Below are 26,582 nucleotides of genomic sequence, written 5' to 3'. Positions count from 1 at the left end.
CATACGCGGGTGTGGTCAAGCCCGTATAGGAATTCCCATGAAACTCAACGAACGCAAGGTCTGTCAGGCCATCACGCTTGCCATGTCAATCCTTGGTACTCCGGTTGCGATGGCGCAGGCTGCTCCATCGCTGCTCGGCGGTGGCTCGTCAATGGTCGCTCCGCTGATCGGCACCGAAGTCTCTGCTTCGCCTGCGGTAAACGGCACGATTTCTTACTACGCGGTCGGTTCAGCCAGAGGCGAAGCGGCGTTCCTGAACAACGACCCGTCGCAATTCGACTCCGGTACCACCACGGTGATGGGCACGGTCGATTTCGCGATCAGCGACGCGCCGCTCTCGCCGGCACAGATTTCGGCCTACACGTCGACGGGTGGGCTAGGCATCACGAACGGTCCGCTGATCCAGATCCCATACCTCGTCACACCCGTCACGATTGCCCTCGTGAACGCTCCGGCCGGCACAGGGCCCGCGCTGCCGAACAGCGCGACGCCCACCGTTGCGCTCAACGACGACGACCTGTGCGGCATCTTCTCGGGCAGGCTCACCAACTGGAACCAGGTCATCAACCCAGACAACGGCTCGGTCTATTCGGCTGGCAGCAAGCCGATCACGGTGATCTATACCGCTGGAGACGGCGATGCAACCGACCTTTTGACCGCTCACCTCGCGCAGGTCTGCCACACGACGCCGTTCGTGCGCAACGGCGTGACGGTCGCGCCCAACTCGAACATCACGTTTACCGAGTCGCAAAACTTCGCGGGCGAATTCATTGCCGGCGTGCCGTCGAACTTCGCGCCGGCATCAGGCAGCAGTGGCGTTGCCGTTTCTCTGCTTGCGCTCTCCGGCGCTGGCGTCGGCTATCTGAGCCCGGACTACACCAACACGTTCCTCGCGCCGTCCAGCGCGCCAGCCAAGGCAAACAATCTCCCGGTTGCCAGCCTGCGCAACGACTTCACGGGCACGGACTTCGTCCCGACGTACCAGAACGCGACCACGGCGATGGGCTCCGCCTCCGCGCCCGGCACCAGACTGATCGCCCGGAACCCGTCCAACTGGGTGCCGGCCGCCCGCAACCCGTCAACCGGCTATCCCATCGCCGGCACGATCCAGATCATCGTCAGCCAGTGCTATGCCAATCGGAATTCCAACAGCCCGTCTCCCGCTACCGCGATTGTCGACTTCCTGACGGAGCACTATTCGACCAGCAACGCGCCGACGCTTCGCGGCAACGGCTTCGATTCGGTGCCCTCGACCTACCTGACGGCGATCAACAGCGACTTCCTCTCCAACGCCAGCGCATTCAACCTCAACATCGGCAACACGACGGTCTGCTCGGGCTCGGTGACAGGACGCTGATCGCACCATCCGCCAGATCGATGCCCCAATGGCGAACGGCCCTGCATAGCAGGGCCGTTCCTCTTCTGCCACGGCCCGTCATCGGGTCCGCCGCATGCTCCATGCGGACCACGACAACCCTGGCGACTCAAATCTTCCCTAACCGTTCCTGCTCTTCCTTGCTCAAAGCCGCCTTCTGCGCCTGACCCACCCCGCCGAATCCGATGACGGAAACGGCGTTGGCGGGGTCATAGCCCACCTGTGCGGACTTGCGCTTCCTTGGGTCGCCGTCGCCGGCATCGCCGAACCCTTCCACCTGCACGGAGATGCTCCAGCGCCGCTGACCGACACCAGTGGCATTGTTCTTCACGATGTCCTGGGCCATCTGGCTAGCGGCGGACCCAGCGGAACTCGCCGCCGTCAGTGCGCCGGTGTTCACCGTCTGAGCCACGGGAATTCCGGCGGACTGCCCCTGAACCTGAATGTTGTCGGCATTCGCCACGTGCAGCGCCGCGACGTTGAGATTGCCCGACACGCGAATACCGGCGTCGCCTGCGTCCACTGTGCCGCGCGGCGCGATCAGGGTCGCGTCGCTGGCCGGCGCGCCCGCAATGGTCTGCAGCGTCGCGATGCCTGCACCGCTCACCTCGCCGCGTGCGTCCACCGTGCAGTAGTGGTTCACGTCGCACACGTAGTTCGGCGCAGGCGTATCGGCCACCGACTTCGAGCCCTTGCCGGCGTTGATGTCGCCGTTCGAACTCCAGATGGTCATCGCCCCGCCCTGCTCGGTGAAGATCCGGCTTTGCGCCAGCAGCACGCTCTGGTCCGTGAAGATGTCGATATCGCCTTGCTCGAGCGTCAGGATGCCCTGCGTGCCAGGCCCTGCCACCACCTGGCCGTTGCCGTTGACGATGGCGGGCGGGGCCGACGTACTGCCCACCAGCGCCTGGCCGCCCGGCCCGAGAATCGAGATCGTGCCGCCCTGCTGCGTCTGGATGGTCGTGCTGCGGATATCAAGATTACCGGTACTGACAAGCTTGTTCGCGCCGTTGCTGCCGCCGCCGAGATTGTTCGCCGTATAGCCCAAAGACGACGGGAACAGCGTATTGATGGCCTGGTAGCCGCGCGCGTACTGCCGGTAGTAGGGGCTCGCCTGATTGTTGTAGTCCTGCCCCACGTCGGTCAGCACGCTGAACAATACCTGCTCGGCAAAGAGCTGCTGCACGTAGGGCGGCAGCTCCTGGAACTGCTGCCACGCCTGCGCGGCGGTGAGCGTGCCCACGGCCTTCTTCGCGGCGTCCTTGTCCTGGGCGCGCCCCGTGTCCACGGCGAGCCCCGCATCGTATTGCTCCATGAAGGCGATCAGCGCCGGCGTGGTCGAGGGAACGCCGGGCACTGTCTTCGAAGGATCGATATAGGCGGAGATGAACCCGGCGCTGTCGACGCCCGGCCCTACGCCAAACAACACCTGAATGTTGGCGCTTTCGTGCGGCAAATTCGGATTCAACGCATTGCCCACCGCCTCGATGCCGGTTGGCGGCGCGATAAATCCGTCGTTCCGTCCGCTGGCAACGAAGGCCTGCTGCTGATTCGTCAGCGGCCCGATGTTGCGTCCGGCTTCGACGTCGAACGTACCGGGACCGCCCAGCAGCAAGGCAGGAACCAGAGCCGTCGAACTGGCAAGCAGCGGCGTGTCGTAGATGTCGCGCCCGGCAACAATGCGGGTCACGTCCGCCGCGCGCAGGTTTTGCCCTTGAAACGCGAGGTCTACGATGTCCTGCCCAGCCTGGATCAGGGCCGGCTTGTCGATCGTCACCGTCACCTGGTTGCCGTAAAACCCCGTCGAGCCGAGGATGCCGTTCACGATGCTGCCGTTCAGGCTGTAGATGCGTGCGGGCGTCGAATCGCCGGCATGCAGTGCGCTCGACGCGTGAAGGTCGGGCGTAGCCGTGGGATTGACGGGCGACGGCATGGACGATGGATCGGCATCCGACAGGCCGAAAGTCGTGCCGCCACCCGCTACGTTGGAGAAGCTGATCGTCTGATTGGCGACGAGGTTCAATTGACCCGTTGCCGAGGGGTAAAGCGTGCCGGCGGAATCGAGCGCGATACCGCCCGTGAACGCGGTGAGGTTCAGGCTGGCGGGCAAGGTGCTGATCGCCGGGATAAGCGTGAGGCTCTTGTCGCTCGGTGCAGGCGCCAACGTTCCGAAATCGACGTCGCCTGTCACGGACTGGACGTTGACGGCGGACGTGGACGAGTAGGCCTGCTGATCGCCGCTACTCGTGCCATATGACGGATTCAGCACGCCGCCGATATTCGCGCCTTGGCGCGCACTGACATTCAGGATGCCGTCCTGCACCGCCAGCAGTGTGCCGACCGGTCCGAACGAAACGATGGGGTCTAATCCGACGGCCGCTTTGTTCACGCTATACGTCGTGTAGTTCACACCGTCGGCACCCATACCGCCGCCCGCGGTGATCGCACCGGTTCCCTTCGCAACGAAGTAGTCCCCGCTGAGAATGTTCCCGCCAGCATGAACGAACAGATTGCCGCCGCCCACCGTATTGACGGCGGGGTTGCCCGCGCCGTCATGGGTGAGAAACCACGTGGTGGGCAGCGAGACCGCGAGGTCCGTGATGTTTCCGCCCGCGCTGACCGAGACGTTGCCGCCCACACTCATCACGCCCTGATCGAACGCACCGAAGTTGATCGATGTTTGACCGGCGGGATTGCCGGTTTCCATCCAGGGCGACCAGAACTGGCTGATGTTCTGCCCCACGCGGCCCGATATCGTGCCATCCTGGTCGATGACGTTTTCGATACCCGTGATGTCGCCCTGGGCGTGAATGGTGATATCGCCCGCGGAGTCGGGATTGACGCTCGGGCTCACCAGCGTATCGGGAATGCCGTTGGACGTATTCCCTTTCACAATGCTTGCCGTGCTGCCCGCCGTCGGCGCGCCCGCGGCAGTGGTCGGTGCGCCTGCTGTGTAGACGACGCCGGGCGCGGTGGCATCCTGCAGCACAAAGCTGTTTCCCGCCGCGATATCGATGGCCCCCGTGCCCGTCCGGACCATGGTGGGCGCCAGCAAGGCGACACCGTTGGTATCCACGTAAGCGGTGTGTCCGTCGAGCGTCACGTTGCCGCTGCCGCTCGCGTTGCGGAACACCGATGCGGCCTGTACGGCGAGCGGGTCAGCGCTTCCCTGGTCGGCCCCCGACACCACGCGAAACGACGTACTGGCTCCGCCGACGAGCGAGGCGGCCGCGAGCGGCAACGGGTTGCTGGCTGTCGCCGTGGGCGACGGCGTGTTGTCGGTCACCGCCGGCGGACTGACGGTGGACGTCTGGATCACCGCATCCGGTTGAACGGCGGGCGGAACAAGCGGCGTGACAGTAGGCGTTGATAAATGGTCGTGCCAAAACTGGACAACCTGAGTGAGATAGGTCTGGTATTGATTCAGATAAATGAGGTAAAGCCCGGCATTGCTAGCCTGATCGCTAGCGGACGGCGCGGAAGGCGCAATGGGCTGGCCTGGCAGAAAGGGCTGGGGAACCAAAACGCTAATCACGCCGATATGGCTCGAATTTGGTTTGATAGCGGTTACCAATGAGTCAAGGTTCGTATCGACTTGATCGAGATAATTCGCATACGCGGTATAGAGCGCGTAATACTCTTCAATTTGTTCAGTCGTACCTCCTGTGGGTTGCCCAGGAGCAGAAACCAGATTGCGATTGGGCCCACTTCCATTGGCACCGTAATACGAGAGCGTATAACCATAGGCGCCCTGCGGAGTGTTGTAGACACTGAGCGCCTCAGTCAACGTCGACAACGGCGGCACAGGAATCGACCCGCCGCCGCCCAGCGGATTCGCAATCTGGAAAAACCCGTCGGTCAAACTCGCTTTGACCTTCACGTTGTTTTCGGCACGAAGCGTAATGACGGGCGCCTGGCCCTGAAAGCGGTACGCCAGATTCGTTTGCGACGTGCCCGCGCCGAGGTTCCAGTTCGTCAGTACCGAGATGTTGCCGCCATTGATCGCGGCGCTCGGGTTGTCTAGCTCGATGCCGGGCACCACGTGGAAGTTCGCCACGTCTGTGCCGGCGAACTGATTCGCCACGCTGGTCAGCCCGTTGTTGACGAAGTTCATCAACGTGCCGGCGCCGTTGCCCGAACTGCCGTTGTTATAGCCGTAGAACGTTTCGTGGTTCGTATTTACGGCGCCGCTGCCAGGCGTGAAAAAGTCGTTGGTCAGATACGGCGTCAGTTGATCCGCCGTCATGCTGCCCGCCGTGTACGCCAGCACGGTATTGCCGCTCTTGTCCGTGAACGTGCCTGACACCAGGTTGCCCTGGCTGTCGTACCAGCCCGCCGGGTCGATGATGCCGTCGAAGTGTTGGGCGCCCGTCGAGGGGTCGGTCGTGCTCCATACCGCGTAACCCTCGAGAGTGACCGCACGTGCGCCGACAATCGTGGAACCGTTTTGCCCCGGCGCGATGGTCACGTTCACGCTGCCATCGTCGAGCACGGGCGCACGGAAGCTCACGGTGCCGCCCGACAGCCCGCCGGCCGTTCCGCCCGAAACGTCGATCAGCGCATTCGAGCCGACCGTGATCTTGCCCGACGCCGTTTTCGACATCAGCTCGTAGCCATAGCTCGGATCGGCCTGCACCACGCCATTGGCCGTATCCGGCACGCCGGCCACGCCGACCTTCACCGTGCCGCCGCGTTGCGTCGCACTGGAACCTCGCGCAAGCAGCGAGCCCTCGATGTCCACGTTGCCCTTGCCGTACAGGTCGATTTCACCGCCTGCGGTACCCGAGGCGTTGATCGTGCCGAGAATCGCGACGTTGCCGTTGTTGGCGTCCAGGCCACCCGAGCCGCCATCGGCCGTCAGCGATACGGTCTGGGCTGTCAGCGCGTTGCCCTGCGAAAGCGTGAGGTTGCCCGACTTCGTGCGGATCGCGATCGACTGGTTCACGCCGCTCGATGCGAGCGTGGTGGCGAGGCTGTCGAGGTTTGCCGCACCGCCCGTATCGAGCGAAAAGGAGCCGCCCGCAAAACCGGCCGCGGCACTGCCTTTCAAGGTGCCGTTCAGGTTCACCACCTGCTGCGGCGCGGACAACGAGAGGCTGCCGGCCGCCCCGCCGCCGGCCGGCGCCGAGAAGTCGAGCGTGGCGCCCGGTTGCACGTAGATCGTGCCGGTATCCGACGTGAGCGTGATGGCACCCGCCGGCGCGTACTCCGTCACGTCGAAGAACGGCATGGCGACGCCAGCCGAGCGGATGGTCGCGCCGCTGCCGATGGTCAGATCGCCCGACGTGGCCTCCATGCCGACATTGCCGGCCGGCGCCGCAATCGTGGCGCCGTTGTCGTTGACCGTGCCGCCAATGAAGCTCCACGCCCCGCCCAGCGACGTGCGGTTCAACGCGGTGCCGGCCGCGCTGTTCAGCGTCAGCCCGCCGCTCGTCTTGAGGGTGGACGCCGAACCGGTATCGGCCAGGAAGACCGGTGCGTTGAGCGTGACCGGCAGCGCGCCGAAATCGAACGTGCCCGAGTTCTGGCCCACGATGCCGCCCGTCGCGGTCATCGATACCGACCCGAAGCCGCTCGCCGTCTTGTTGCCCGCGCCGAAGTCGATTTCCTTCGCGTTCACGGTGAGCGTGCCGCTACCCGTGGCCGCCGTGCCTTGGGGTGCACCGGTCTCGTTCGTGAATGCGATCTGCTGCGCGTTGAGCGTGACGTTGCCGCCGCTATTGAGGAAATTCCCGGCGCTCAGGTCGACGCTGTTGCCGAACGTGGCGTTCACGTCGCCCACGAAATTGATGGCACCCGCGCTGCGCAGAATCACCTGCTGCGCATTCGCCAGTTGCGCCACGCCGGCCGGATTCAGCACGAAACCCGGCAGGCTCGCCGCGGCAGCACTGCTGTCGTTCGTGAACGTGATGGCCGAACCGTCGACCGTGATGGCACGTGCCGACAGCACCGCGGCCGGGTCCACCTTCAGGTCGCCCGACGAATCCAAGGTCAGTGCCTGCCCGCCGGTCAGCGTCGCGCCCGCGCCCACCGTCAGCAAGCCCGTACCCGTGGCGCCCGTGCGGTTCACGGTGGTCATGGCCCCGTTCGATACGCGCAGCAGCGCACCGTCGCCCGCAATCGTGATGGGCTGGTCCTTTGCCGCGGGGTAGTTGCCGGTGGCCGAGATGGCAGCGCCCGCATCGATCTGCAATCCGTTGACCGCGTCGGGATCGGTGGTGGCCGATCCGGTCTTCGTCACGAGCAGGATCTCCGGCCCGCTCAATGCGTTGCCGGTGTTGTTGGAGAGCACCACGCTATTGGCGATCGGATTGATCGTCACGCCACTCGTCGTCGCGGTGCGCGTGCCGCCTATCAGCAGACTGCCGGCGTTGAGGGAATCGAGCGCGTCGGCGCCGATCTGCAAATAGCCCGGCAGCGCCGCGCCGCCGTTCCCGGTGATCTGGATGTCCTGCGAGGCGATGTCGATTTCGGCCGGTGCGCCGCCGTCGCCCGCCGCGGTATTGAGCGTCGCGCCGAGCGTGAGCGCCTTCGTTGCGGCCAGCACCAGTTGACCGCCGTCCACGGGAAGCGGCGGCGTCACGTTCCCCTTGGTGGCTGCGAGCGCCGGGAAGAAGCTGTTGGCCCCCGTCAGCGTGTACTGCGAATACTGCTGCCAGACGGAGCCCGACTGCACGTCGAATACGGTCGGCGTCGCGCTGCGGCTGCCGGTCAACGCGTCGGCGAAATAGCCCGCGGTCACGACCGTGCCGTCCGGCAAGACCTTGCTCGATCCCGGCGCGATGTTGCCTGCGTTTGCCGACACCGTGATCCGATACGCGCCGGGCAGCGTCGCGTACTTGCCGGGCAGCAGCGTGTAGTAGCCGGCCGCCAGGCCCGGCACGCCCGACAAATACACCGCCTGCCCCACAGAGCCGTTCATGCCGGCCTGCCCGATGCCGAGCGTGCTGGTCGTGCTGCCCACCGTCCCCTTCGCACTCGTGAACGGCTGCACGGTCTGCGCGAACACCGGGTCGTACGCGGCCACGGGCGACTGCGTACCGGGCACGATGGCGTACACGTTCGTGGCGCCCACGTTGACCGGCACGGCCGTGCCCGTGGCGCCGTTCGCATAGCTGACGTTGTACTGCGAGAGCACGTCGCGCGTGCCGCCGGTGCCCGGCACCCATTCTTCGGCCTGCAGATTGCCGCCGCCCGAGAGGTCGATCGTCGCGCCCGGGTTGAGCGCCACGCTGCTACCGTTCGCGCCGATGAACTTCTGCGGCGGCGCAGTCAGATCCGCCAACGTGGTGCCTGCCGTCGGATTGAATTGCCACTCCACACCGTCCACGGTCGTGCCGTAGGGAATGACCGCACCGCCGTTCGACACCGATGTCACGCTGCCGCCTGCGAACGTCACTGAATCGGTCGCAACGATCGGCAGGTTGTTGAACTGGCTCTTCGTTGCCGCCGCCGTGGCGTCGCCTACGCCGAACACGATCGTGCCCGAAGGCGCCCGCACGGTGCCGCCCTGCACGATGTTCGTCGCGTCCACGAGCAGCGTGCCGCCTGCCGACAAGGGCGTGTCCGAGGCGCCGTTGGACTGGAACGCGATGGTCGTGGGCGTGGGACGCCCGCCCACGGTCGGTCCCGTCGCGTCGAGAATGAAGGGTGTGCCCGTGGCGGGATACACGTCCGCGGCCCGGAACGTCAGATTGCCCGGCGTGAACAGCTCGCCCGCCAGCAAGCCTTGCCCCTGGGTGATCCCGCCGTTGGTCGAACCCAGCCGGATATCGCCGTGGCTCGTGAACGTCGCCTGCGCGAAATTGTTGAGCTGCACCTGGTTTTCCAGGTCGATGAACGACGCGTTGACGTTCAGCGTACCGTCCGCCAGCGGTTTGACGGTCGGAGCGAGAACCGCGTTACTCCAGCTGGCCCCGATGAACGGCCCCACGAGCGCCACGTAAGGCGCCTCGATCGTCACCGCCGTCCCGGTCGAGGTGGTCGATATACCGTCGGGCAGCAAGCTTGAAAGAACGGTGTTGGTGGGGTGAAGGTTGCCTCTGGACGGCGCAGGCGCGGCGGTGCCCAGCAGCGTCTGTACCTGTTGGCTGCCGAGCGCCACCAGTTGTCCCGCGTTGACGATGACCGCTTTGCCGAGGTTCAGGTCGACCGGGCCGGTGAACACGATCGGCACCGCCAACTGCGCAGTGCTGCTTCCGAGCACGAGTGTGGAGATACCGGAGCCCGTGAGGCGATCGGCGGAAAACTCCAGCACGCCGTTCAACGGCTGCGTGAAAGCCTGCCCCGGCGCGAGGCCGGCCGGCACCAGCGTGCCGCTCTGCTGGACGACCAGGGCCGTCGCGCCCGGCAGCGCAACACTGGCACCGCCCACCTCCACCGAACCCAGAGCAGCATTCACTTCCGGCACGATCGACAGTGTGCCGCCCTCGGCCTGACTGGCGCCGGGCTGCGCCTTGAAGGTGCCGTCGAAATAGAGACCGCTCGATGCGGCCAGCGTGATGGAGCCTGCGTCGCTCCAGACCGGTTGCGAGGCATACCCGCCGCCCGGCTGCGCCTGATCGAAGTTCGTCGCGGCACCCGACACGTTGACGAGCGAGCCCGCCTGCGCCACGACATAGCCGGAATCGTCTGCGATGGTCACCGAGCCGCCGGGCAACACCTTGCCCGTGTGCGGCGTGATCGTCGTGAGCCCGCTCTTGACCGGCGCAGCAAGCGGGTTGGTCAACGCCACGCCCGATACGTCCAGCACCGCGTCCGGCCCGAGCCACACGGACTTGCCGGGGCTCGTGAAGCCGCCGCTGCCGGTGTACTGGCCCGGCAACGTATACGACGACGTCAGGGCGGTATCCGCGCTCAACGTGATGGCGCCGCCTGGCGCGACGATCGAACCGAGCACCGTCACCTGCGCGGGCGAACCCAGCCCGATGCTGGCGCCGGCATCGCCGACTATCGACGCCCCCTGCCCGACGCTGACGCCGCCGGTCACGCCGGGATAGTTCGGCACGGCCTGCGTGGTGCCCAAGCTACTGTTGCCTTGCCAGGCCAGATAGCCGCCGCCTGTCATGACGAAGTTCGTCGGCTGACGGTGATAGGCATCGAGCGTTCCGACTGTCGTGAGACCGCCCGACGAGAGATCGGCGCCGCTGGCCGTTCGCTGTAGTGCCGGAACGTCGGGAATCAGGTTCTGCTGCGTGACGTTGACCGTCGCGCCTTGCGCCACGCCGGCGTCGAACATCGCGTTCAGCACGTAACTGCCGAAACCTTGCTGCGCGAAGAAGTCGGTCGGCAAGACGACAGACCATGCCGGCGCCGATGCCGGATCGCCGCCGATCTGGAAGCCCGGCGCCTGCAGCGTCAACGTCCCGCCGCCGGCAAAGCCGAAGCTGCGGATGCTGCCGTCCATCGTGAGGCGGTCGTCCGTGGGCAACTGCGCCGGAAAACCGGGCTGCGCGACATACGTCAACAGCGAAACGCTGCCGCCCTTGCCGACCGGCACGCCGTTGCTCATCAGCAATTGGCCGTTGGCCTGCAGTTCGCCGCCGCTCGAGACGTCGATCACGCTGCCGGGCTGCAAGTCGATGCTGCCCATGGCCGAGAGGGAGACAGTGCCCCCGTTGATGAACTGGCTATCGCCCGGCGTGGTGCCCGCCGCCGTCTGCACGTCGTTGTTGACCCACTGCCCGGCCGTGCTGAGAACCGCATTCGGCCCTACCGTGATGTTGCCGCCGTTCGAAATCGAAATCGTGCCGGCGGGCACCGTGATGCTGCCCGCCACCACGGTACTGCCGTTGCTCGTACCGCTGAATTTCACGCTGCCGCCGGGCTGCAGGTTCAGTTGCGTGCCCGCCGTCACCACGAATCCCGAGCCCGCCGTCTTGTCTTCCGTGACGTTGAGCGTCGCGAACCCGCCGGCGTTCAGCGTGCTCACCGGCACGACTCTCGTGGCCAGCACGTTGTCGGGGTCGGTGGCGGAAAGCCCGCCGAGTGCCGTGGCGTCGAGCGGCGTGTCGATGGAGAACGCGGACGACAACGTATCGAGTTGCGGCGCGGTGTCCTGCAGGATCACGAGGCCCGATTCACCGGTAGTGGACGTGCTGGCCCCCAGCGTCAGCCCTGCGAGATTGCCCGCCGCGGAGAACGTGGAACTCGCCGCCGGGTCGCTGCCCAGATTGAACGTGCCGCCGGTCGGCTGACTGTTGCCCTGCACCTGTTTGGAGCCCGCAAATGCCTGGGCGCTGATGGCACCGTCGAGCACGAGCGACTGGGTCGCGTAGAGGTCCAGCGTCCCGGCATTGCCGCCCACGATGAAGTCCGGTTCGATCAGCCCGCCCGTCTGCAGCGGGTTATACCAGGTCTTCGTCACCTGCCAGCGCGGATGGCTTTCGGTGAATGCGCCCGCCACGCCCACGAACGTATCGTAAGGGCTCGCCTGGCCGATCGGCACAATGGCGCCGCTCGCGTCCTCGAGCAACGTGGTGTTCACGCGCCCGCCGAGGTAGTGGACGTAGCCGCCGTTCAGGTTCATCGACGAACCGGCCGCCGTCATTACCTCGTTGCCCGAGAGCATGATGGTGCCGCCGTTCGTGAGCAGCTGGTCGACCGTGCGCGGAATCAGGCTGACGTATCCCGACAGGTTCAGGATCGGACTGCCGACCCATTGCACGCCGTCGCTGCGCGTGCCGGACAGCGTGCTGTCCACGACAACGTTCTGCATGCCGAACAGGATGCTGTTGCGCAAGAGCGGCGAATCGGCCAGTTCGTTCAGGCCGACGCGCGGGACCGTGACGAGCGTGGCGCTGATCGGCAACTCGACGTTTGCGAGACCGGAGACGTCGATGGTCGCGCCGTTATCGAGATAAATGCGCCCCGGCACCGCCGTATCGCCCGGCGGCGTGGCGTTCAGTGCGGCCTTCGGCGTGAGCGCGGCCACCGATACCGTCGAGCCCGGCGCTTCGATGAGCGAGCCGCCCTGGAACCAGACAGAGCCCGCCGTCATCGTGATGTTGCCGGCAGTGAACGTCGTGCCCGGCGACGACGTGACGGTCTGGCCGTCCTTGTCGGTCAGCACGGTCGTCACGGAATCCGGCCCGAAGGTCAGCAGGCCCGCACGATGCGTGTCGCCGGCGCCGCCATTCGCGCTGAACGTGACGGGTTTCCCGTTGGTGGTGAACGACTGACCTAGGGGGCTGTTCGAGCTGTATTCGTCGACGGTGGAAATCGTGATGGTGCCCGGCGAGTTCACGCTCGTCGTCACGCCCACTACGCCGTTTTGGGCCACGCTGCTGCCGAGCAGATCGACGTTGCCGCGCGCCGCCTGGATCAGGCCGGAATTCGTGAGCGTGCCGGCCGGCGTGACGTCCGCACCGCCGGCCGTCACCAGCTTGCCGCTCAATTCCGGCTGCAACACCTGCGGATTCACCGCGTTCGGGCGCAGGCTCACGCCCACGCCGGCCGCCAGCACGACCTGACCCGCCGTCGCCGTGATGCTTCCGCCGTTGTTCACGTTCGGCGCCGCGATCAACACGAAGCCGCCGTCGCTCGCCGTGCCGTTCGTGTGCGTCGTGATCGACGCACCGGGCTCGATGGTCACGCTACCCGGCAAGGAATAAGGGTTGGAGGCGCTGACCGTGGCCTGGTTGCCGAGCCCGAGTATCTCGTTCGGCACGTCAGGGTTCGGCGGGGTCGTCGAGTTGTTCGTCTCGGGATTGGCCAGACCGCCCGCTGTTCCCGCGATCATGCCGAGGAACAACCGGTTGCTCGCGGCCACGTCGGCCGGCGTTTGCAGCAGGTGGTTGTCCGTGTTGAGCAAGTCCAGCGACGAGGCCACGAGCGAATGCACGTTGACCTGCGACCCCGCGCCGAACAGCACGCCGTTGCGGTTGATGACATACACCGAGCCCTGCGCGGTGATGTTGCCGAGAATCTGGCTCGGGCGACCGGTCGGGTCGTCGATCCGGTTCAGTACGGCCCAATTGTTGGCACCGTTCGTCTGCGTGCCCGTCGACTGGTCGAAATTGAGCGTCGTCTGCCTGCCCACGTTCATCGTCTGCCAGGTCAGCACGGCATTCTGGCCGGTCTGCTTGATATCGACCGTCACGTGCCCGCTGCCGTCCACGCTCTGCGTCGGAAGGTTGGCGTTGTACCAGAGCTGCGCGTTGGTGGTATCGGTCTGGCTTACGCCGGGCGCCACCTGCAAGCCGCCGGCGACGAGGCCGTTGGGCACATTTGACGCAGTGGCCGCCGCCGCAGCCGCCGCGCTCTGCTGGGCCGCAATCTGCGAAGCGATGGCCTGCGCGGCATGCCCGAGATTGAGAATCGAGGGCTGGCTCGCCTGAAGCGCCTGTTGCGGCGACACGCCGAGGTTGGCGATGCCCGCACCTCCTCCGCCGCCCGCTCCCCCTGCCGCCGTACGCGTTGCCTGCCCGAGGTTCACGATGCCGGCCGCACCGGCGTGCGCGGTCACGCCCGCGGCAAGCGTCAGCGCAATAGCGTGACAGAGCGGCCTGAGCTTCGATCGCAATGCGACGGGTGGGTGGAGAAGTTGTTGTCGTGTGTGCGCACGTGCTGCCATTTCGTCTGCCCCGAACACAAAAATGAGCGATCAGATCCGGTACGGGCCAGCGCGTTGCATCGAAGATGCAATCCGGATAACCCTCTGAACCGGTAAACGTCGAGACGTTAAGGGTCTGGTGTGGCGGCGGTATTTCCGGTGTTACGCACCATTCGCGCCGTCCAGAAAGGTACGGACCTTTTCCGGCGGTTCCCCGCTTCCGGACGGCCACGCGCTGCCGTTTTCGAGACGGCCGGCCGTCGCGGCGTCCCGCTCCTTCACGTGACGCTCCAGTGCCTGCGCGACCTGCCCGACCACTGTCGGCCAGTCGCCCGGCTTGTCCTGGCGAAAAAGCCGCGCCGTGGGATACCACGGACTGTCTTCGCGGTTCAGCAGCCATCGCCAGTCAGGAACACGCGGCAGCAACACCCACACCGGCCTGCCGAGCGCGCCGGCAAGATGCACAACGGAGGTGTCCACGGAAATGACGAGGTCGAGACATGCGACGAGCGCCGCCGTGTCCGCGAAGTCCTCGAGGTCGGGGCCGAAATCGAGCATGCCGCTTTCGGCAAACGCAACGGCATCGCGCTCGCGGACCTGCGGCTGCAGGCTCACGAACGTCGCCGTGTGCGAAAGCAGCGGCGCGAGCTTCTCCAGCGCAATCGAGCGGTTCATGTCGTTGCTGTGCGTGGCATTGCCCGACCAGGCGAGCCCCACTTTCAGGCGCCCGCGCGGCGCACGCGCGTCGAGCCGTTTTCTCCACGCGTGCGTTCGCGCAACGTCCGCGTGCAAATAGGGCACGTCTGCCGGAATGGTTTCGAGGCGGGTGTCGAAAGCGAGCGGCAACGTCAGCAGCGGACATTGCACGTCGAACGCCGGCAGCGGCTCGCCGATGGCGATCAGATGACGAATGCCCTGAAGAGACGACAGCAGCGTCTTCAACGCCGGCGGCACCTCCATCACGACCGCGGCGCCGCGCGCCTGCACGAGACTCGCGTACCGGCAAAACTGGATCGTGTCGCCGTAGCCCTGCTCCGAATGCAGCAGCACCGTCTTGCCCGCAATGGGCTCTCGCCCGGACCAGAACGGCCGGCTCGCATGACGGCGCGATCGGGCCGCGTCCGGGTCCACCCATCGGTACTCGTATTTTTTCCAGCCTTCAGCGAAATCGCCGGTCAACAGGCGGCAATAGGCCTCTTCGTGATGCGCGTGGCCTTTGTCGGGCTCCAGTGCGTGCATCCGCGCGTAGCAGTCGATGGCCTCGTCAAACCGCAGCAACTGTTGCAACGCGCTGCCCCGCAACGCCCAGCCGGCGGCGTCGGTTGGCGGCACCTGCGCCGCTGCCGCAAAGCTGGCGAGCGCGTCGTCGTAGCGGCCCAGCAACTGAAGCGTGTACCCGCGGCTAATCAGCAGTTGCGCATTCGGCCCTATCCGTTCGAGCGCCCCGTCGTAGTTTTCCAGCGCCTGCGCGTAACGTTCGAGCATACGCAGCGCAACGCCCTGATTGCTGAGCGCGGTCAACACGTCGGCGTTGCCTGCGAGCGCCCGCGAGTAAGCCTCTGCCGCCTCCGTATGGCGATGCAGCCCCGCCAGCGCGTTGGCGCGGCCGAGCCGCGCGCCCGCATGGTCCGGCGCAAGCGACAGGATGCGATCGCACCGCTTGAGCAGTTCCTCGTAGCGGTGCCGCAGATCGAGCGCGATGCAGCTTCTGTAGAGCGTGTCGACGTCGTCCGGCTTCGCTGCGAGCGCCTCGTCGAAAGAGACCAGGGCTTCTTCATCGCGGCCGAGCGCCAGAAGCATCGTGCCGCACTGCGATAGCAACTCGGGGACGCGCGGGCGGATGACGAGGGCAAGCCGGTAACTGCGCAAGGCTTCCTCGTGGCGCCCAAGGTCGCGCAGCGCATGGCCTCGATTGGTGTGCGTCGCGAAGTTGTGCGGAACAATCGCCAGTGCCCGGTCGAAACTGATGAGCGCGTCGGCGGCGCGGCCGAGCGCACGCAGCGCGTTACCGCGGTTGCTCCATGCCTCCGCGAGCCCCGGCGAAAGCGCCAGTGCCTGCTCATAGGCCTTTTGTGCCTGCGCATGGCGTTCCAGCCCGAGCAGCGCATTGCCGTAGCCGACGTGCGCCGGTGCGTACCGACTGTCCAGCCGCAACGCTTCCTCCAACGGCGCGAGCGCCGCCTCATGGCGACCCAGCTTGACGAGCACCAGACCGTAATGGGCAAACGCCCACGCATAGCGGCGTTCGCGGCGCAGCGCGCGAGCCATTGCACGTTCGGCCTGAATCAGGTCGCCGCACTGATCGCAGGCCGCACCGAACAGCAGCAAGGCCTCCGCATGGTCCGGGTCGATCGCGAGCACGCCGCGATACAGTTCCTGCGCCTGCGCAATCTGTCCTTTGTCGTGCAGCGCGCGGGCGTTTTGCAGCGCGCTCTGCACCGCCGCGCTCATGAGCGCAGCACGGCCGCCCGTCGGATCGTCGTGAGATTGCGCCGTGCGGCCGCCGCGTTCCCTCTTGCGCTCCATGGTTCGCTCGCTCACATGGGCTGCGCGACGAAGTCCGCGCTGGCGACTGCGCGCAATGCCAGCCTCACGCGCTCGAACACGTCGCCCCACTCCCCTGCACGCGACTGCCGGAAGAGCCGCGCGGTGGGATACCACGGGTTGTCCTCGCGTCCGAGCAGCCAGCGCCAGTCGGGCAGGTACGGCAACATGAGCCACAACGGCTTGCCGAGCGCACCCGCCAGGTGACCAACCGACGTATCGACGGTCACGACGCAGTCGAGGCACTGTACGAGCCCCGCCGTGTCGGCAAACGAACCGAGTTCGTCGCCGAAATGGACGATGGGCGACGCTTCCAGAACCGGTAGATCCTCGTCGCGTACCACCTTCTGGATACTGACCCACTGCACCTCGTCGGTCAGCAAGGGCAGCAGTTCCTCCAGCGCAATGGAACGGTTGTGATCGTCCAGATGGCTCGGATTACCGGACCACGCGATGCCGATGCGCGGGCGCCTAATGTCGCCCAGGCGAGCCCGCCATTTCTCGACGTGCGCGGGCCGCGCGCGCAGGTACGGCACGTCGGCCGGGATCGAAGCCAGGTCGGTGCGGAACACGAGCGGCAAACTCAGTAACGGACAGTGAACGTCGAATGGAGGCAGAGGCTCGCCGTATCCGACGACCGCATCGACACCCTCGATGCCCTCCATCAGCGGCTTGAGCGGCACCTGCACTTCGACCACCACGCGCGCGCCCAGCGCCTTGACGCGCTTCGCGTAGCGGCAAAACTGGATGGTGTCTCCGAGGCCCTGTTCCGCATGCAGCAGAATCGTCTTGCCCTCGATGGATTCGCCGCCGAGCCACAGCGGTTGCGCGAATGCCCGCTTGTGCGCCCCGACCTGATCTTCGCGCCAGCGCCATTCGTAGGCGGGCCACCCTTGATCGAAGTCGCCCGTTTGCAGATAGACGAACGCCTTGGTGAAGTTCGTGGCGATGTTGTCCGGATCGATGGCAAGCACACGGTCATAGGCGGCCAGCGCCTCGTCGTGGCGCATGAGCGAACGCAGCGCATTGCCGCGCTGAAAATGCGCCAGCGTATCAGCGGGATTGATGGCGAGCACACGGTCATAACTTGCGATGGCCTCGTCGTAGCGGTGCAGCCGCTGCAAAACGCGCCCGCGCGTGAACCATGCGAGCGCATAGCCATCGTTGATCTCGATGGCCCGGTCGCAGCTCGCAAGCGCCTCGCTTTCGCGCCGCAGGCGGGTCAGCACTCTGGCGCGATTGCACAGTACCTCGACGAACCGCGGCGCGATGTCGAGCGAGGCGTCATAGCTCGCCAGCGCTTCGGCGTAGCGCCCAAGGCCATAGAGCGCGTTGCCCCGGTTGGCGAGCGCCCCAGCGTGCCCCGCGTCCAGCGCGATTGCACGATTGCTCCGCGCGAGTGCGTCCTCGTATCGGCCAAGCCGTTCGAGCACCACGGCGCTGTTGTACAGCGCGTCGACGAAGTCCGGCCGTCCCGCAATGGCTTCGTTCAAACTCGCGAGCGCCGCGTCGAGCCGGCCGCAATCCGCGAGGGTGAGACCTTGCATGAGCAGCATCTCGGCGGCGTCCGGCTTGACGGCGAGCGCGTGAGCGTAGTGCTCGAGCGCTGCTTCGAGCCGCCCCATTTCGCGCAGCAGTTGCGCGCGCTGCCGATGCGCCTCGAACGACCGGTGGTCGACGGCCAACGCCCGATCGCACGAGGCCAGCGCCTCCGTGTGGCGCTTGAGCGCACCGAGTGCAGCCGCACGCCGCCACAGGGCCTCGACCAGCGTTGGCGCGAGTTCGAGCAGACGGTCATACGCCGTGACCGCTTCGGCGTGCCGGCCGAGATCGGCCAGCACACCAGCACGCCAAAGCAGCGCGCGCAGATGCGACGGATTGAGCGCGAGCGCGGCATCGAGGCGAGCCAGCGCTTCTTCGTTACGGCCAAGGCTCATCAACACGGACGCGTGATTGGCGAGCGCGAGCGCCGACGGGCTGCGCTCGATGGAACGCCGCATGGCCGCGTCCGCCTGCTCCATCCTGCCGTGCTGAAAATGCAGCACGCCCAGCAGGTGCAGGGCTTCCGCATGGTCGGGATCGCTTTCGAGAATCTTGCGATAACCCTTTTCCGCGTCCAGCAGCGCACCGCGTTCGTGAAACGCGCGTGCGCGGCGCAAGGCGCTGTCGGCCGCTGTCAACATAGCTTGTGTGTCCGATGTTTTATTCGCCCGCCTCGAAGTGGGCAGCGGACGCGCCTCGCACTGCGGCCCACTTTCCGCGTGAGACCCCATTGTTCTTTCCCGGATGCGATCACGCCGCGTGCTCCCTAGACCCAGCGCGCAAGGGCGGCCTGCACCTGCCCGATCACGTCGGCCCAGCGGCCCGGTGCCGGCTGCCGGAACACTCTTGCGCTCGGGTACCACGGGCTATCGTCGCGTTCGCTCATCCAGCGCCATTCGGACAGGTGAGTGACGAGAATCCACACCGGACGGTTCAGCGCGCCGGCCAGATGCGCGACGGCGGTATCGACCGAAATGACGAGATCCAGCAACTGCATGATCGCGGCCGTATCCGAAAAGTCGCGAATATCGGTGTCGAACGTGCGCACGGGTGCGCTTTCCAGCAAGGCAGCATCGCGATCGCGCACGACCTTTTGCAGACTGATCCAGTCGATATCGGGCCTCAGCAACGGCATGAGCGTGGCGAAGTCGATGGACCGATTGCGGTCGTTGCGGTGTTCCGGATTACCGGACCACGCGAGCCCCACCCGCGGACGATGCTTGAGACCGAGCATGCCCGCCCACTTTTCGACCACGGCGTGATCCGCCTCGAGGTACGGCGTGTTGCGCGGAATGCTCGACAGATCGGACTGAAACGCATACGGCAGACTGAGCAACGGGCAGTGATAGTCGAAAGCCGGCAGAGGCTCGCCCCGTGCGATGACTTGCGCCGGTCCTTGCAGCGACGTCATCAACGAACGCAGCGCAGGTTGGACTTCGAGCACGACGCGTGCGCCTGCGTCGCGCAGATGCTGCGCGTAGCGGCAAAACTGCACCGTATCGCCGAAGCCCTGCTCCGCGTGAAGCAATAGGGTCCGGCCATCCAGCGGCTCTACGCCGGTCCAGCGCGGTTGAGAAAAAATGCGCTCGTTGTGTTCGGACTTCGGGTCGCGCAGCCGCCATTCATATTTGGGCCATCCGCGCGCAAAGTCGCCCTGGCGCAAATAGATGAAGCCTTGCGCAAAGTGGGCATCGAAATAGTTCGGATCGCAGGCGATTGCACGGTCGAACGCCTCCAGCGCCTCGTCGAATCGCAGCATCTCAAGAAGCACGCTGCCCCGGTTGAACCATGCGATGGCGTATTGCGGATTGATCGAAATGGCCCGGTCAAAGGATTGCAGCGCGTCTTCATAGCGGTGCATGTCCTGCAGCACGTTGCCGCGATTGCACCAGGCCTCGGCGAATTCCTGATTCGCGGCGAGCACCGCATCGTAGCTCTGCAAGGCCGCTTCGTAACGCTCGAGGCGATGCAAGGCGGTGCCCTGATTGCACAGAACGTCTATTGCACCGGGTTCCATTTCCAGCGCGCGAGCGTAGTCCGACAGCGATTCTTCGTATCGCTGCAGGCTCAATAGCGCATTGCCCCTCGTCGCATAGGCTTTCGAATGGCGCGAATCGAGCGCGAGCACACGGTCGCAGCGCTGCATCGACTCCTGCGCACGCCCCAACCGCTCCAGTGCCACCGCGCTGTTGTACAGCGCTTCCACGAAGTCCGGCCTCGTCGCAATAGCTTCGTTGAAACTGGCGAGCGCTTCTTTGACCCGCCCAAGATCGACGAGCGTGAGGCCCCGTACCGACAACATCTCGGGATGGTTCGGCGCGATCTCCAGGGCCCGGTCATAGTGATGCAGCGCCTGCGCGTATCGCTGCAAGTCGCGCAGCACGTTACCGAGGTTGTAGAACGATTCGAACGAACGCGGCTCGACGGTCAGCGCACGCTCATAACTTTCGAGCGCTTCCTGATGGCGCTGCAATGCACGTAGCGCACTGCCCCGGTTGCACAGCGCATCCAGCGTGAGCGGCGATATTTCCAAAGCATGGTCGAACGCCTCGAGCGCAGCTTCGTAGCGGCGCGCCACAAGTAACGTGTTGCCCTTGCGCACCAGCGCCTGCACGTCTTGCGCATCGATACGCAACGCCGCGTCGAACTGCTCGAGCGCTTCGTCCGTGCGAGCGCCACTTGCCAGAATTGCACCGAGATCCGACAAAGCGCGCGCGGAGGCGCCGAGCGAGATCGATCTGCGTATCAGCGACTCCGCTTTCGCCACCGCACCGCGCTGATACGCGAGGACGCCGTAAAGATGCAACGCATGGGCGTTGTCCGGCTCGCGAACCAGCACGGCTTCGTACTCGCGCGCCGCATCGTCCAGCCGCCCGCTGCCGTGCCAGTCGCGAGCCCGGTCAAGGTTCGCCGCGCTGCGCCGGGCAGCGGCCGCATTGTCCACGGACGTGCCACCCCCTGCTTGATGCGGGTGTTCGAGCTCCATGTTCGCCCCCTCGTCGTGTTAAGCGACCTTGCCGCCGAAGCGGCCGTTTGGCGTGTCGCGCCGGCCGTTTTCAGAGGCAGACTAATGGACGAGCGATAACAGGCGTATGACGAATGTTACGGACCATTTTGTCGAGCTTGAGGATGACCCGATGCAACTCGAATTCGATGCAAATCGCATGATCGACGCTCACTGGCTGATCGGAATCATCCGTAAATACTCGCGCGGCGGCGAACCGAGCGTGACGGACACCTGCACGCCGCGCGGCAGCGGCATCCCGCGCGACGTAGCGTTGCTGATGCCGTGTTCCGCAAGAAACTTCGCGTAGCTTTGTTCCACTACCGCCTGACTCGTCGTCCATCCCGCAGGCGCGACCCACACCGCGAGCTTCATCGACCGTGCGTCGTCGCTCACCACGACACGCGCGAAGTCGTCCATGTGGTGAAGCGCGTCGGCCAGTGCGGCCAGCGACGCGAGCGGCGCCGAGGCGCTGCGTATCAGTTGCCGGCCCTTCAGCTGATAGCGCACCACCTGCACGAACGTCGGGCCGCCGCCCACGCCCAGGTGGCGCACGAGCACGAGTTCGCCGGGGCGCATGCGCAGCGGCGGGCCGAACACTTCGTCGGGCGTGACGAGGTTCATGAGGTCGTATTGCAACTGCGAGAAGTAGCGGCCGAGCAGCCGCGTGCTGCCGAGATTGGCCGCGATGTCGTCGCGGCCGCGAATGGTCGCATCGAGTCCGCGCCACGAGAGCAGCGCGATCACGGCGAGCAGCGCGATGGCGACCAGCATCTCGATCAGTGTGAAGCCGCGCTCGCGGCGCCGGGGTTTTGAGGCACGCGGCGCAGTCGTCGCGATCGTGGCACGCGCGGTTCTCATCGGCGTTGCGCTAGCGCGCCTCGTTCTGCACGACGGTGACGACTTCGGCCAGCACGTTCGCGCTCGCGGCCGATGCATAGACGCTCACCGTCACCTGTCGCACGAGCGGGCTGCCGAGCGTCGTCACGGTCTGCCGGCACACGAACGCATAGCGCCCCTGCGGGCACGCGAAGGTGGTACGCCCAGGCGGTGGCCAGGCGGCCGCGATGCGGATCGCGCTCAACGCGTTGTCGGCACTCCAGAGCGCGAGCAGGTGGCCGCGGGCGCTGTCGGTGTCCGCCGCAAGCGCGCCGATGGCACGCGTCACGGCGCCCAGCGCCACAGCCACGATGGCGAGCGCGATCAGCACCTCGATCAGGGTGAAGCCGGTGGCCGCGGTGCGCGGCGGATGGCACGCCAGAGGGCCCTGCAAAACGCGTGACGCATGGCACGCCGCGCGCGCGGCGTGCGCAACGCGAGGCGCTTTCTTCTTCCCGTCTGTACTGACGCCGCCCGTTTTCGCGTCAGCCTGTTCCGGTGCATGCACGTTCATGAGGTCTCCCCGCGCGGCCCGACGGCGAGACCTTAAACAGAACGTGTGGCACAACCGTGTCCGATGCTACGGACCATTTCGTGCAGGGTTTCTGGACCCGAGCCTGGGCTTAGGCCTGAGCTTAGACCCGGACCTGGAGCGCCTACGCCAGCGGCTGCGTCGTCAGGGCGCGCGTGAGGCCATGCATGGGGCGGCGCATCGCCACGTCGAACGGATTGGTTTGCGGGCCGATCTGCTCGGCCTGACGCTTAAGCAGTTCGACCACGGTCGGCAACCGGTCATCGGTCAAACGCGCGGCCAGCGTACCGACGCTTAACGCCGCGACCGCGCAGCCGTTGCGGTCGAAGATGGGCACCGCTACGCCCGCCATGCCTTCGAGCACGCCGGTATTGCGGCCCGCGTAACCCAGCTTGCGCACGCGTTCGATCTCCGTGCGCAGATACACCTCGTCGAGCACGCCATAGGCACGCAGGCGCGGCACGTTGAAGCGGATGATCTCCTCGCGCTCCGCCTCGGGCTGGAACGCGAGAATCGCGAGGCTGCCCTGGCCCACGCCCAGCGCCACACGTCCGCCAATGTCTCCGGTAAACGAGCGGATGGGAAACGGCCCTTCGCACATGTCGAGACAGACGGCGTCGAAGCTGCTCCGCACGAGCAGGAAGATGGTGTCGCCGAGGCTCGCGCACAGCCGCAGCAACGCGGGCCGGCACAGCGTACGCATGTTGCTCGGGTTGCTCGCCTGCGCCGCGAGGGCGAAGAAGTCCACGCTCAGCCGATACCGCTTCGTGCTTTCGTCCTGCTCGACCACGCCCTCGGCAATCAGCCCTTGCAGCAGGCGATGGACCGTCGCCTGGGTCAGCCCCACGGCTTTCGCGAGCGTGGTCACGCGGCTGCCTTCCGCCTGGCTCTCGCCCAGCGCCCGGATCACCGCGAATGCGCGCTGCAATACGCCGGCGCTTTTTGCTTCGTCTGCCTGCATTCCATTTTTCCTTTCTGTTGCCGCCACATCGCGCTTGATATTCCACTCTGCGGAATACCTGCTGGCGCGGGTAGAGAACGGTGCATCTCGCCAAGAATCGATTCACAGACGTGCATCCGCGCAGTCATACGAGTGCCCAGGGGTTTCCCGGAGATCACTGGCCGGAATCTCAACTCGCGAGTCAGCATTGTCTGTTCCGTTGAATGGAATATATGCCAAATTCCTCTCGCCGAATGGAATTCAAAATTGACGGCGGGAAATTTGGCTGGCTACAGTCGCCCCAACGCAATGCAAACTGGTTCAGCGGGTGCGAGCGCACCCATGCATTCACTGCACTGGAAGGCGAGACCATGTCGTTCCTCACCCTGACCGATGTTTCGAAATCGTTCGGCGACCTGCACGCGGTCACCGGCATCAACCTCGCGGTGGAACAAGGCGAGTTCGTCTCGCTGCTCGGCCCCTCGGGCTGCGGCAAGACCACCACGCTGCAGATGATTGCCGGCTTCGTGGAAGCCACGCGCGGGCGCATCACGCTGGACGGCCGCGACATCACGCACACGCCGCCGAACAGGCGCGGCCTCGGCATCGTGTTCCAGAGCTACGCGCTCTTTCCGCACATGAGCGTGGCCGAGAACGTGAGCTTCGGCCTCGAGATGCGCGGCGTGGCCAAGGCCGAGCGCAAGGAACGCATTCGCGAGGCGCTCTCGCTCGTGCGGCTCGACGCGTACGCGCACCGCTTTCCGCGCGAGCTTTCGGGCGGCCAGCGCCAGCGCGTGGCGATTGCGCGCGCCATCGTGATCGCGCCGCCCGTGCTGCTGCTGGACGAACCGATGTCGAACCTCGACGCCAAGCTGCGCGAAGACATGCAGTTCGAGCTGCGCGCCATCCAGCGCAAGATCGGCACAACCACGCTGATGGTCACGCACGACCAGTCCGAAGCGCTTTCGATCAGCGACCGCGTGGTGGTGATGGAGAACGGCCGCATCACCCAGGTGGATACGCCCTATCGCGCCTATGAACGCCCCGAGAACGACTTCGTCTCGCAGTTCATCGGCAAGGCCAACATGCTGGCGGGGCGCGTGGTGGCGCGCGAAGGCGACACGATACGCGTGGACCTCGGCAACGATCTGGCGGAAACGGGATCGACGGCGCAGTTGCCCGAGCGCGGCCGTGCCGTGGGCGTAGGCGACGCCATCACGCTCTGCATCCGCCCCGAAAAGCTGCGGCTGTGCGCAACGGGCTCGGGCCGTCTTGCGGGCCGCGTGACGAGCCGCTTCTTCCTCGGCAGCCAATGGCTCTACCGGCTCGACAGCCGCGCGGGCGAAATGCTCGTGTGCTGCCAGAACGAAGGCAAGGAGCCGCTCGCCGAAGGCGACCAGGTGGGCATCGACTGGCACAGCGACGCTATCCGCTTCATCCAGCAGGAGAGCGCCCGTGTCTAGCACGCTCCCGGCTTCACAAGGCGCACCGCGCGCCACCGTGCGCGCCGGCTGGCACGCGTTCCTGCCGCTCTGGCTCATGAGCGCGCCCGCGCTGCTGCTGTTCGCCGCGCTCGTGCTCGTGCCGCTCGCCATGACGTTCGCGCTCACGTTCTACCGCTTCGATCCGTCCGTCGGCCCGATTGCCGCGTTCTATCTGCACAACTACGGGGAAGTGCTCGGCTCGTCGTACTTCCACACGATCTTTCTGCGCACCTTCGGCATCGCGGCGCTCACCACGCTGCTGTGCGTCGTGATCGGCACGCCCGAGGCCTACATCCTCTCGCGCATGCGCGACCCGTGGCGCTCGGTCTTCCTGCTCGTGATCCTCGCGCCGCTGCTCGTTTCCGTGGTGGTGCGCGCGTTCGGCTGGAGCATGCTGCTCAACACGAACGGCATCGTGAACCAGTTCTTCGGGCTCTTCGGCGCGGGGCCGTTCAAGCTCGAATACACGACCTTCGCCATCGTCATCGCGCTCGTGCACGTCATGCTGCCGTTCATGGTGATTCCGGTTTGGACCGCGCTGCAGCGGCTCGACCCGCAAACGGAAAACGCCGCGCTCTCGCTGATGGCCTCCCCCGCCACGACGCTGCGCCGCATCGTGTTGCCGCAACTGATGCCGGGCATTCTCTCGGGCAGCCTCATGGTGTTCGGGCTCTCCGCCAGCGCGTTCGCGATTCCGGGCCTGCTGGGCGGCCGTCGACTCAAGGTGGCGGCCACCGCCGTCTACGACCAGTTTCTGAGTTCGATGAACTGGCCGCTCGGCGCGACGATCGCGGTGCTGCTGCTGGTCGCCAATCTCGTGGTCATGCTCACCTACTACCGCGTGCTCGAACGCCGCTACGCCCGCAGCATGGGCTGAGGCCGCGCGTTGCCAGGACACACATCATGCGCAAAAACGGACCGCTCGCCCTTACGTTCCACAGCCTCGTCATTCTGTTCGTGCTGGCGCCGCTCGTCATCGTGGTGCTGGTGGCCTTCACGCCCGACGAAACGCTGACGCTGCCCACGCATGGGCTCTCGCTGCGCTGGTTCCGCGCCATTCTCGACTACCCCGACTTCATTACCGCGTTCTTCAACAGCATCAAGCTCGCCTTCGCGTCGGCCACGCTTTCGCTCGTCATCGCGCTGCCTGCGGGGCTCGCCATCGGCCGTGCGCGTTTTCCGGGGCGCAGCTTCCTGAACGCGCTGCTGCTTTCGCCGCTCGTGATTCCTGGGCTCGTGCTCGGTATCGCCCTGCTGCGCTTCTTCGCGTTGATTGGCGCAACGGGTTCGTTCGCGTGGCTGATTCTCGCGCACATGATCGTCATCACACCGTTCGTGATGCGGCTCGTGCTGGCGTCGGTGAGCGGCCTCGACCGCAGCATCGAACATGCGGCCTCCTCGCTCGGCGCGAACGCCTGGACCACGTTTCGCCGCATCACGTTGCCCATGATCGTGCCCGGCATCACCGGCGGCTGGCTGCTCGCGTTCATCAACAGCTTCGACGAACTAACGATGTCGATCTTCGTGACGTCGCCGCAAACCGTCACGCTGCCCGTGCGCATGTACATGTACGCGACGGAATCCATCGACCCGATGATGGCCTCCGTTTCCGCGCTCGTGATCGGCATCACGGCGGGCGCGATGCTGCTGCTCGACCGCGTCTACGGGCTCAACCGCATCCTGATCGGGCAGCACTGAACGCCGCCCGGTTTCTCCTTCGCCTACGCGC

11 protein-coding genes are annotated in these 26,582 nt (G+C 65.8%); 4 read left to right on the top strand and 7 right to left on the bottom strand.

The genetic code is table 11. From position 1 onward, the window contains the following. Positions 1–37: 37 nt before the first annotated feature. Entirely contained in the window at positions 38–1,357 is a 1,320-nt protein-coding gene (locus PKKP23_RS11970) for a substrate-binding domain-containing protein (protein ID WP_126877042.1), read from the top strand. Positions 1,358–1,484: 127 nt separating this feature from the next. Here PKKP23_RS11970 and PKKP23_RS11965 read toward each other — a convergent pair whose 3' ends face one another. From PKKP23_RS11965 to PKKP23_RS11935, 7 genes are all read right to left on the bottom strand, one after another. Continuing rightward, on the bottom strand, positions 1,485–13,898 hold the full coding sequence (locus PKKP23_RS11965) for a filamentous haemagglutinin family protein (RefSeq protein WP_338120148.1): 12,414 nt from the start codon (positions 13,896–13,898) through the stop codon (positions 1,485–1,487). Between the two features lie 192 nt (positions 13,899–14,090). After that, complete coding sequence (locus PKKP23_RS11960) at positions 14,091–16,454, bottom strand: tetratricopeptide repeat protein (RefSeq protein ID WP_126877040.1); 2,364 nt, start codon at positions 16,452–16,454, stop codon at positions 14,091–14,093. Positions 16,455–16,465: 11 nt separating this feature from the next. Then, positions 16,466–18,655, bottom strand: a complete 2,190-nt coding sequence (locus tag PKKP23_RS11955) for a tetratricopeptide repeat protein (protein ID WP_161978101.1) — start codon at positions 18,653–18,655, stop codon at positions 16,466–16,468. A 125-nt stretch (positions 18,656–18,780) separates the two neighbouring features. Beyond that, a complete protein-coding gene (locus PKKP23_RS11950; protein WP_126877038.1) occupies positions 18,781–21,000 on the bottom strand; it encodes a tetratricopeptide repeat protein in 2,220 nt (739 codons plus the stop codon). Positions 21,001–21,189: 189 nt separating this feature from the next. Beyond that, the gene (locus PKKP23_RS11945; protein ID WP_126877037.1) at positions 21,190–21,879 is read right to left on the bottom strand and encodes a PulJ/GspJ family protein; all 690 of its coding nucleotides are present in this window, start codon (positions 21,877–21,879) and stop codon (positions 21,190–21,192) included. A 10-nt stretch (positions 21,880–21,889) separates the two neighbouring features. After that, positions 21,890–22,291 (bottom strand): type II secretion system minor pseudopilin GspI, encoded by a 402-nt coding sequence (gene gspI / locus PKKP23_RS11940; protein ID WP_168724561.1) that lies wholly within the window; start codon positions 22,289–22,291, stop codon positions 21,890–21,892. A gap of 262 nt (positions 22,292–22,553) precedes the next feature. Next, positions 22,554–23,390 (bottom strand): IclR family transcriptional regulator, encoded by an 837-nt coding sequence (locus PKKP23_RS11935; protein ID WP_126877035.1) that lies wholly within the window; start codon positions 23,388–23,390, stop codon positions 22,554–22,556. A 350-nt stretch (positions 23,391–23,740) separates the two neighbouring features. Here PKKP23_RS11935 and PKKP23_RS11930 point away from each other — a divergent pair, with 350 nt between their 5' ends. Genes PKKP23_RS11930 through PKKP23_RS11920 form a run of 3 tightly spaced genes read left to right on the top strand, consistent with a single transcriptional unit; the run spans position 23,741 to position 26,551 of the window. Next, positions 23,741–24,832 (top strand): ABC transporter ATP-binding protein, encoded by a 1,092-nt coding sequence (locus tag PKKP23_RS11930; RefSeq protein ID WP_126877034.1) that lies wholly within the window; start codon positions 23,741–23,743, stop codon positions 24,830–24,832. Beyond that, positions 24,825–25,730 carry an ABC transporter permease gene (locus PKKP23_RS11925; protein WP_126877033.1) on the top strand — a complete coding sequence of 302 codons (906 nt, stop codon included), beginning with the start codon at positions 24,825–24,827 and terminating at the stop codon, positions 25,728–25,730. The genes PKKP23_RS11930 and PKKP23_RS11925 overlap by 8 nt, the downstream gene beginning before the upstream one ends. Positions 25,731–25,756: 26 nt before the next feature. Then, positions 25,757–26,551, top strand: coding sequence for an ABC transporter permease (locus PKKP23_RS11920; RefSeq protein ID WP_017775078.1), 795 nt, complete (start codon positions 25,757–25,759; stop codon positions 26,549–26,551). Positions 26,552–26,582: the final 31 nt, after the last annotated feature.

Origin of the sequence: Paraburkholderia kururiensis JCM 10599 = LMG 19447 (assembly GCF_003986935.1) — a bacterium.
Classification (GTDB): Bacteria; Pseudomonadota; Gammaproteobacteria; order Burkholderiales; family Burkholderiaceae; genus Paraburkholderia; species Paraburkholderia kururiensis.
Note: the sequence above shows the minus strand (reverse complement) of the source record. Positions and strands in the feature narration are given on the sequence as shown.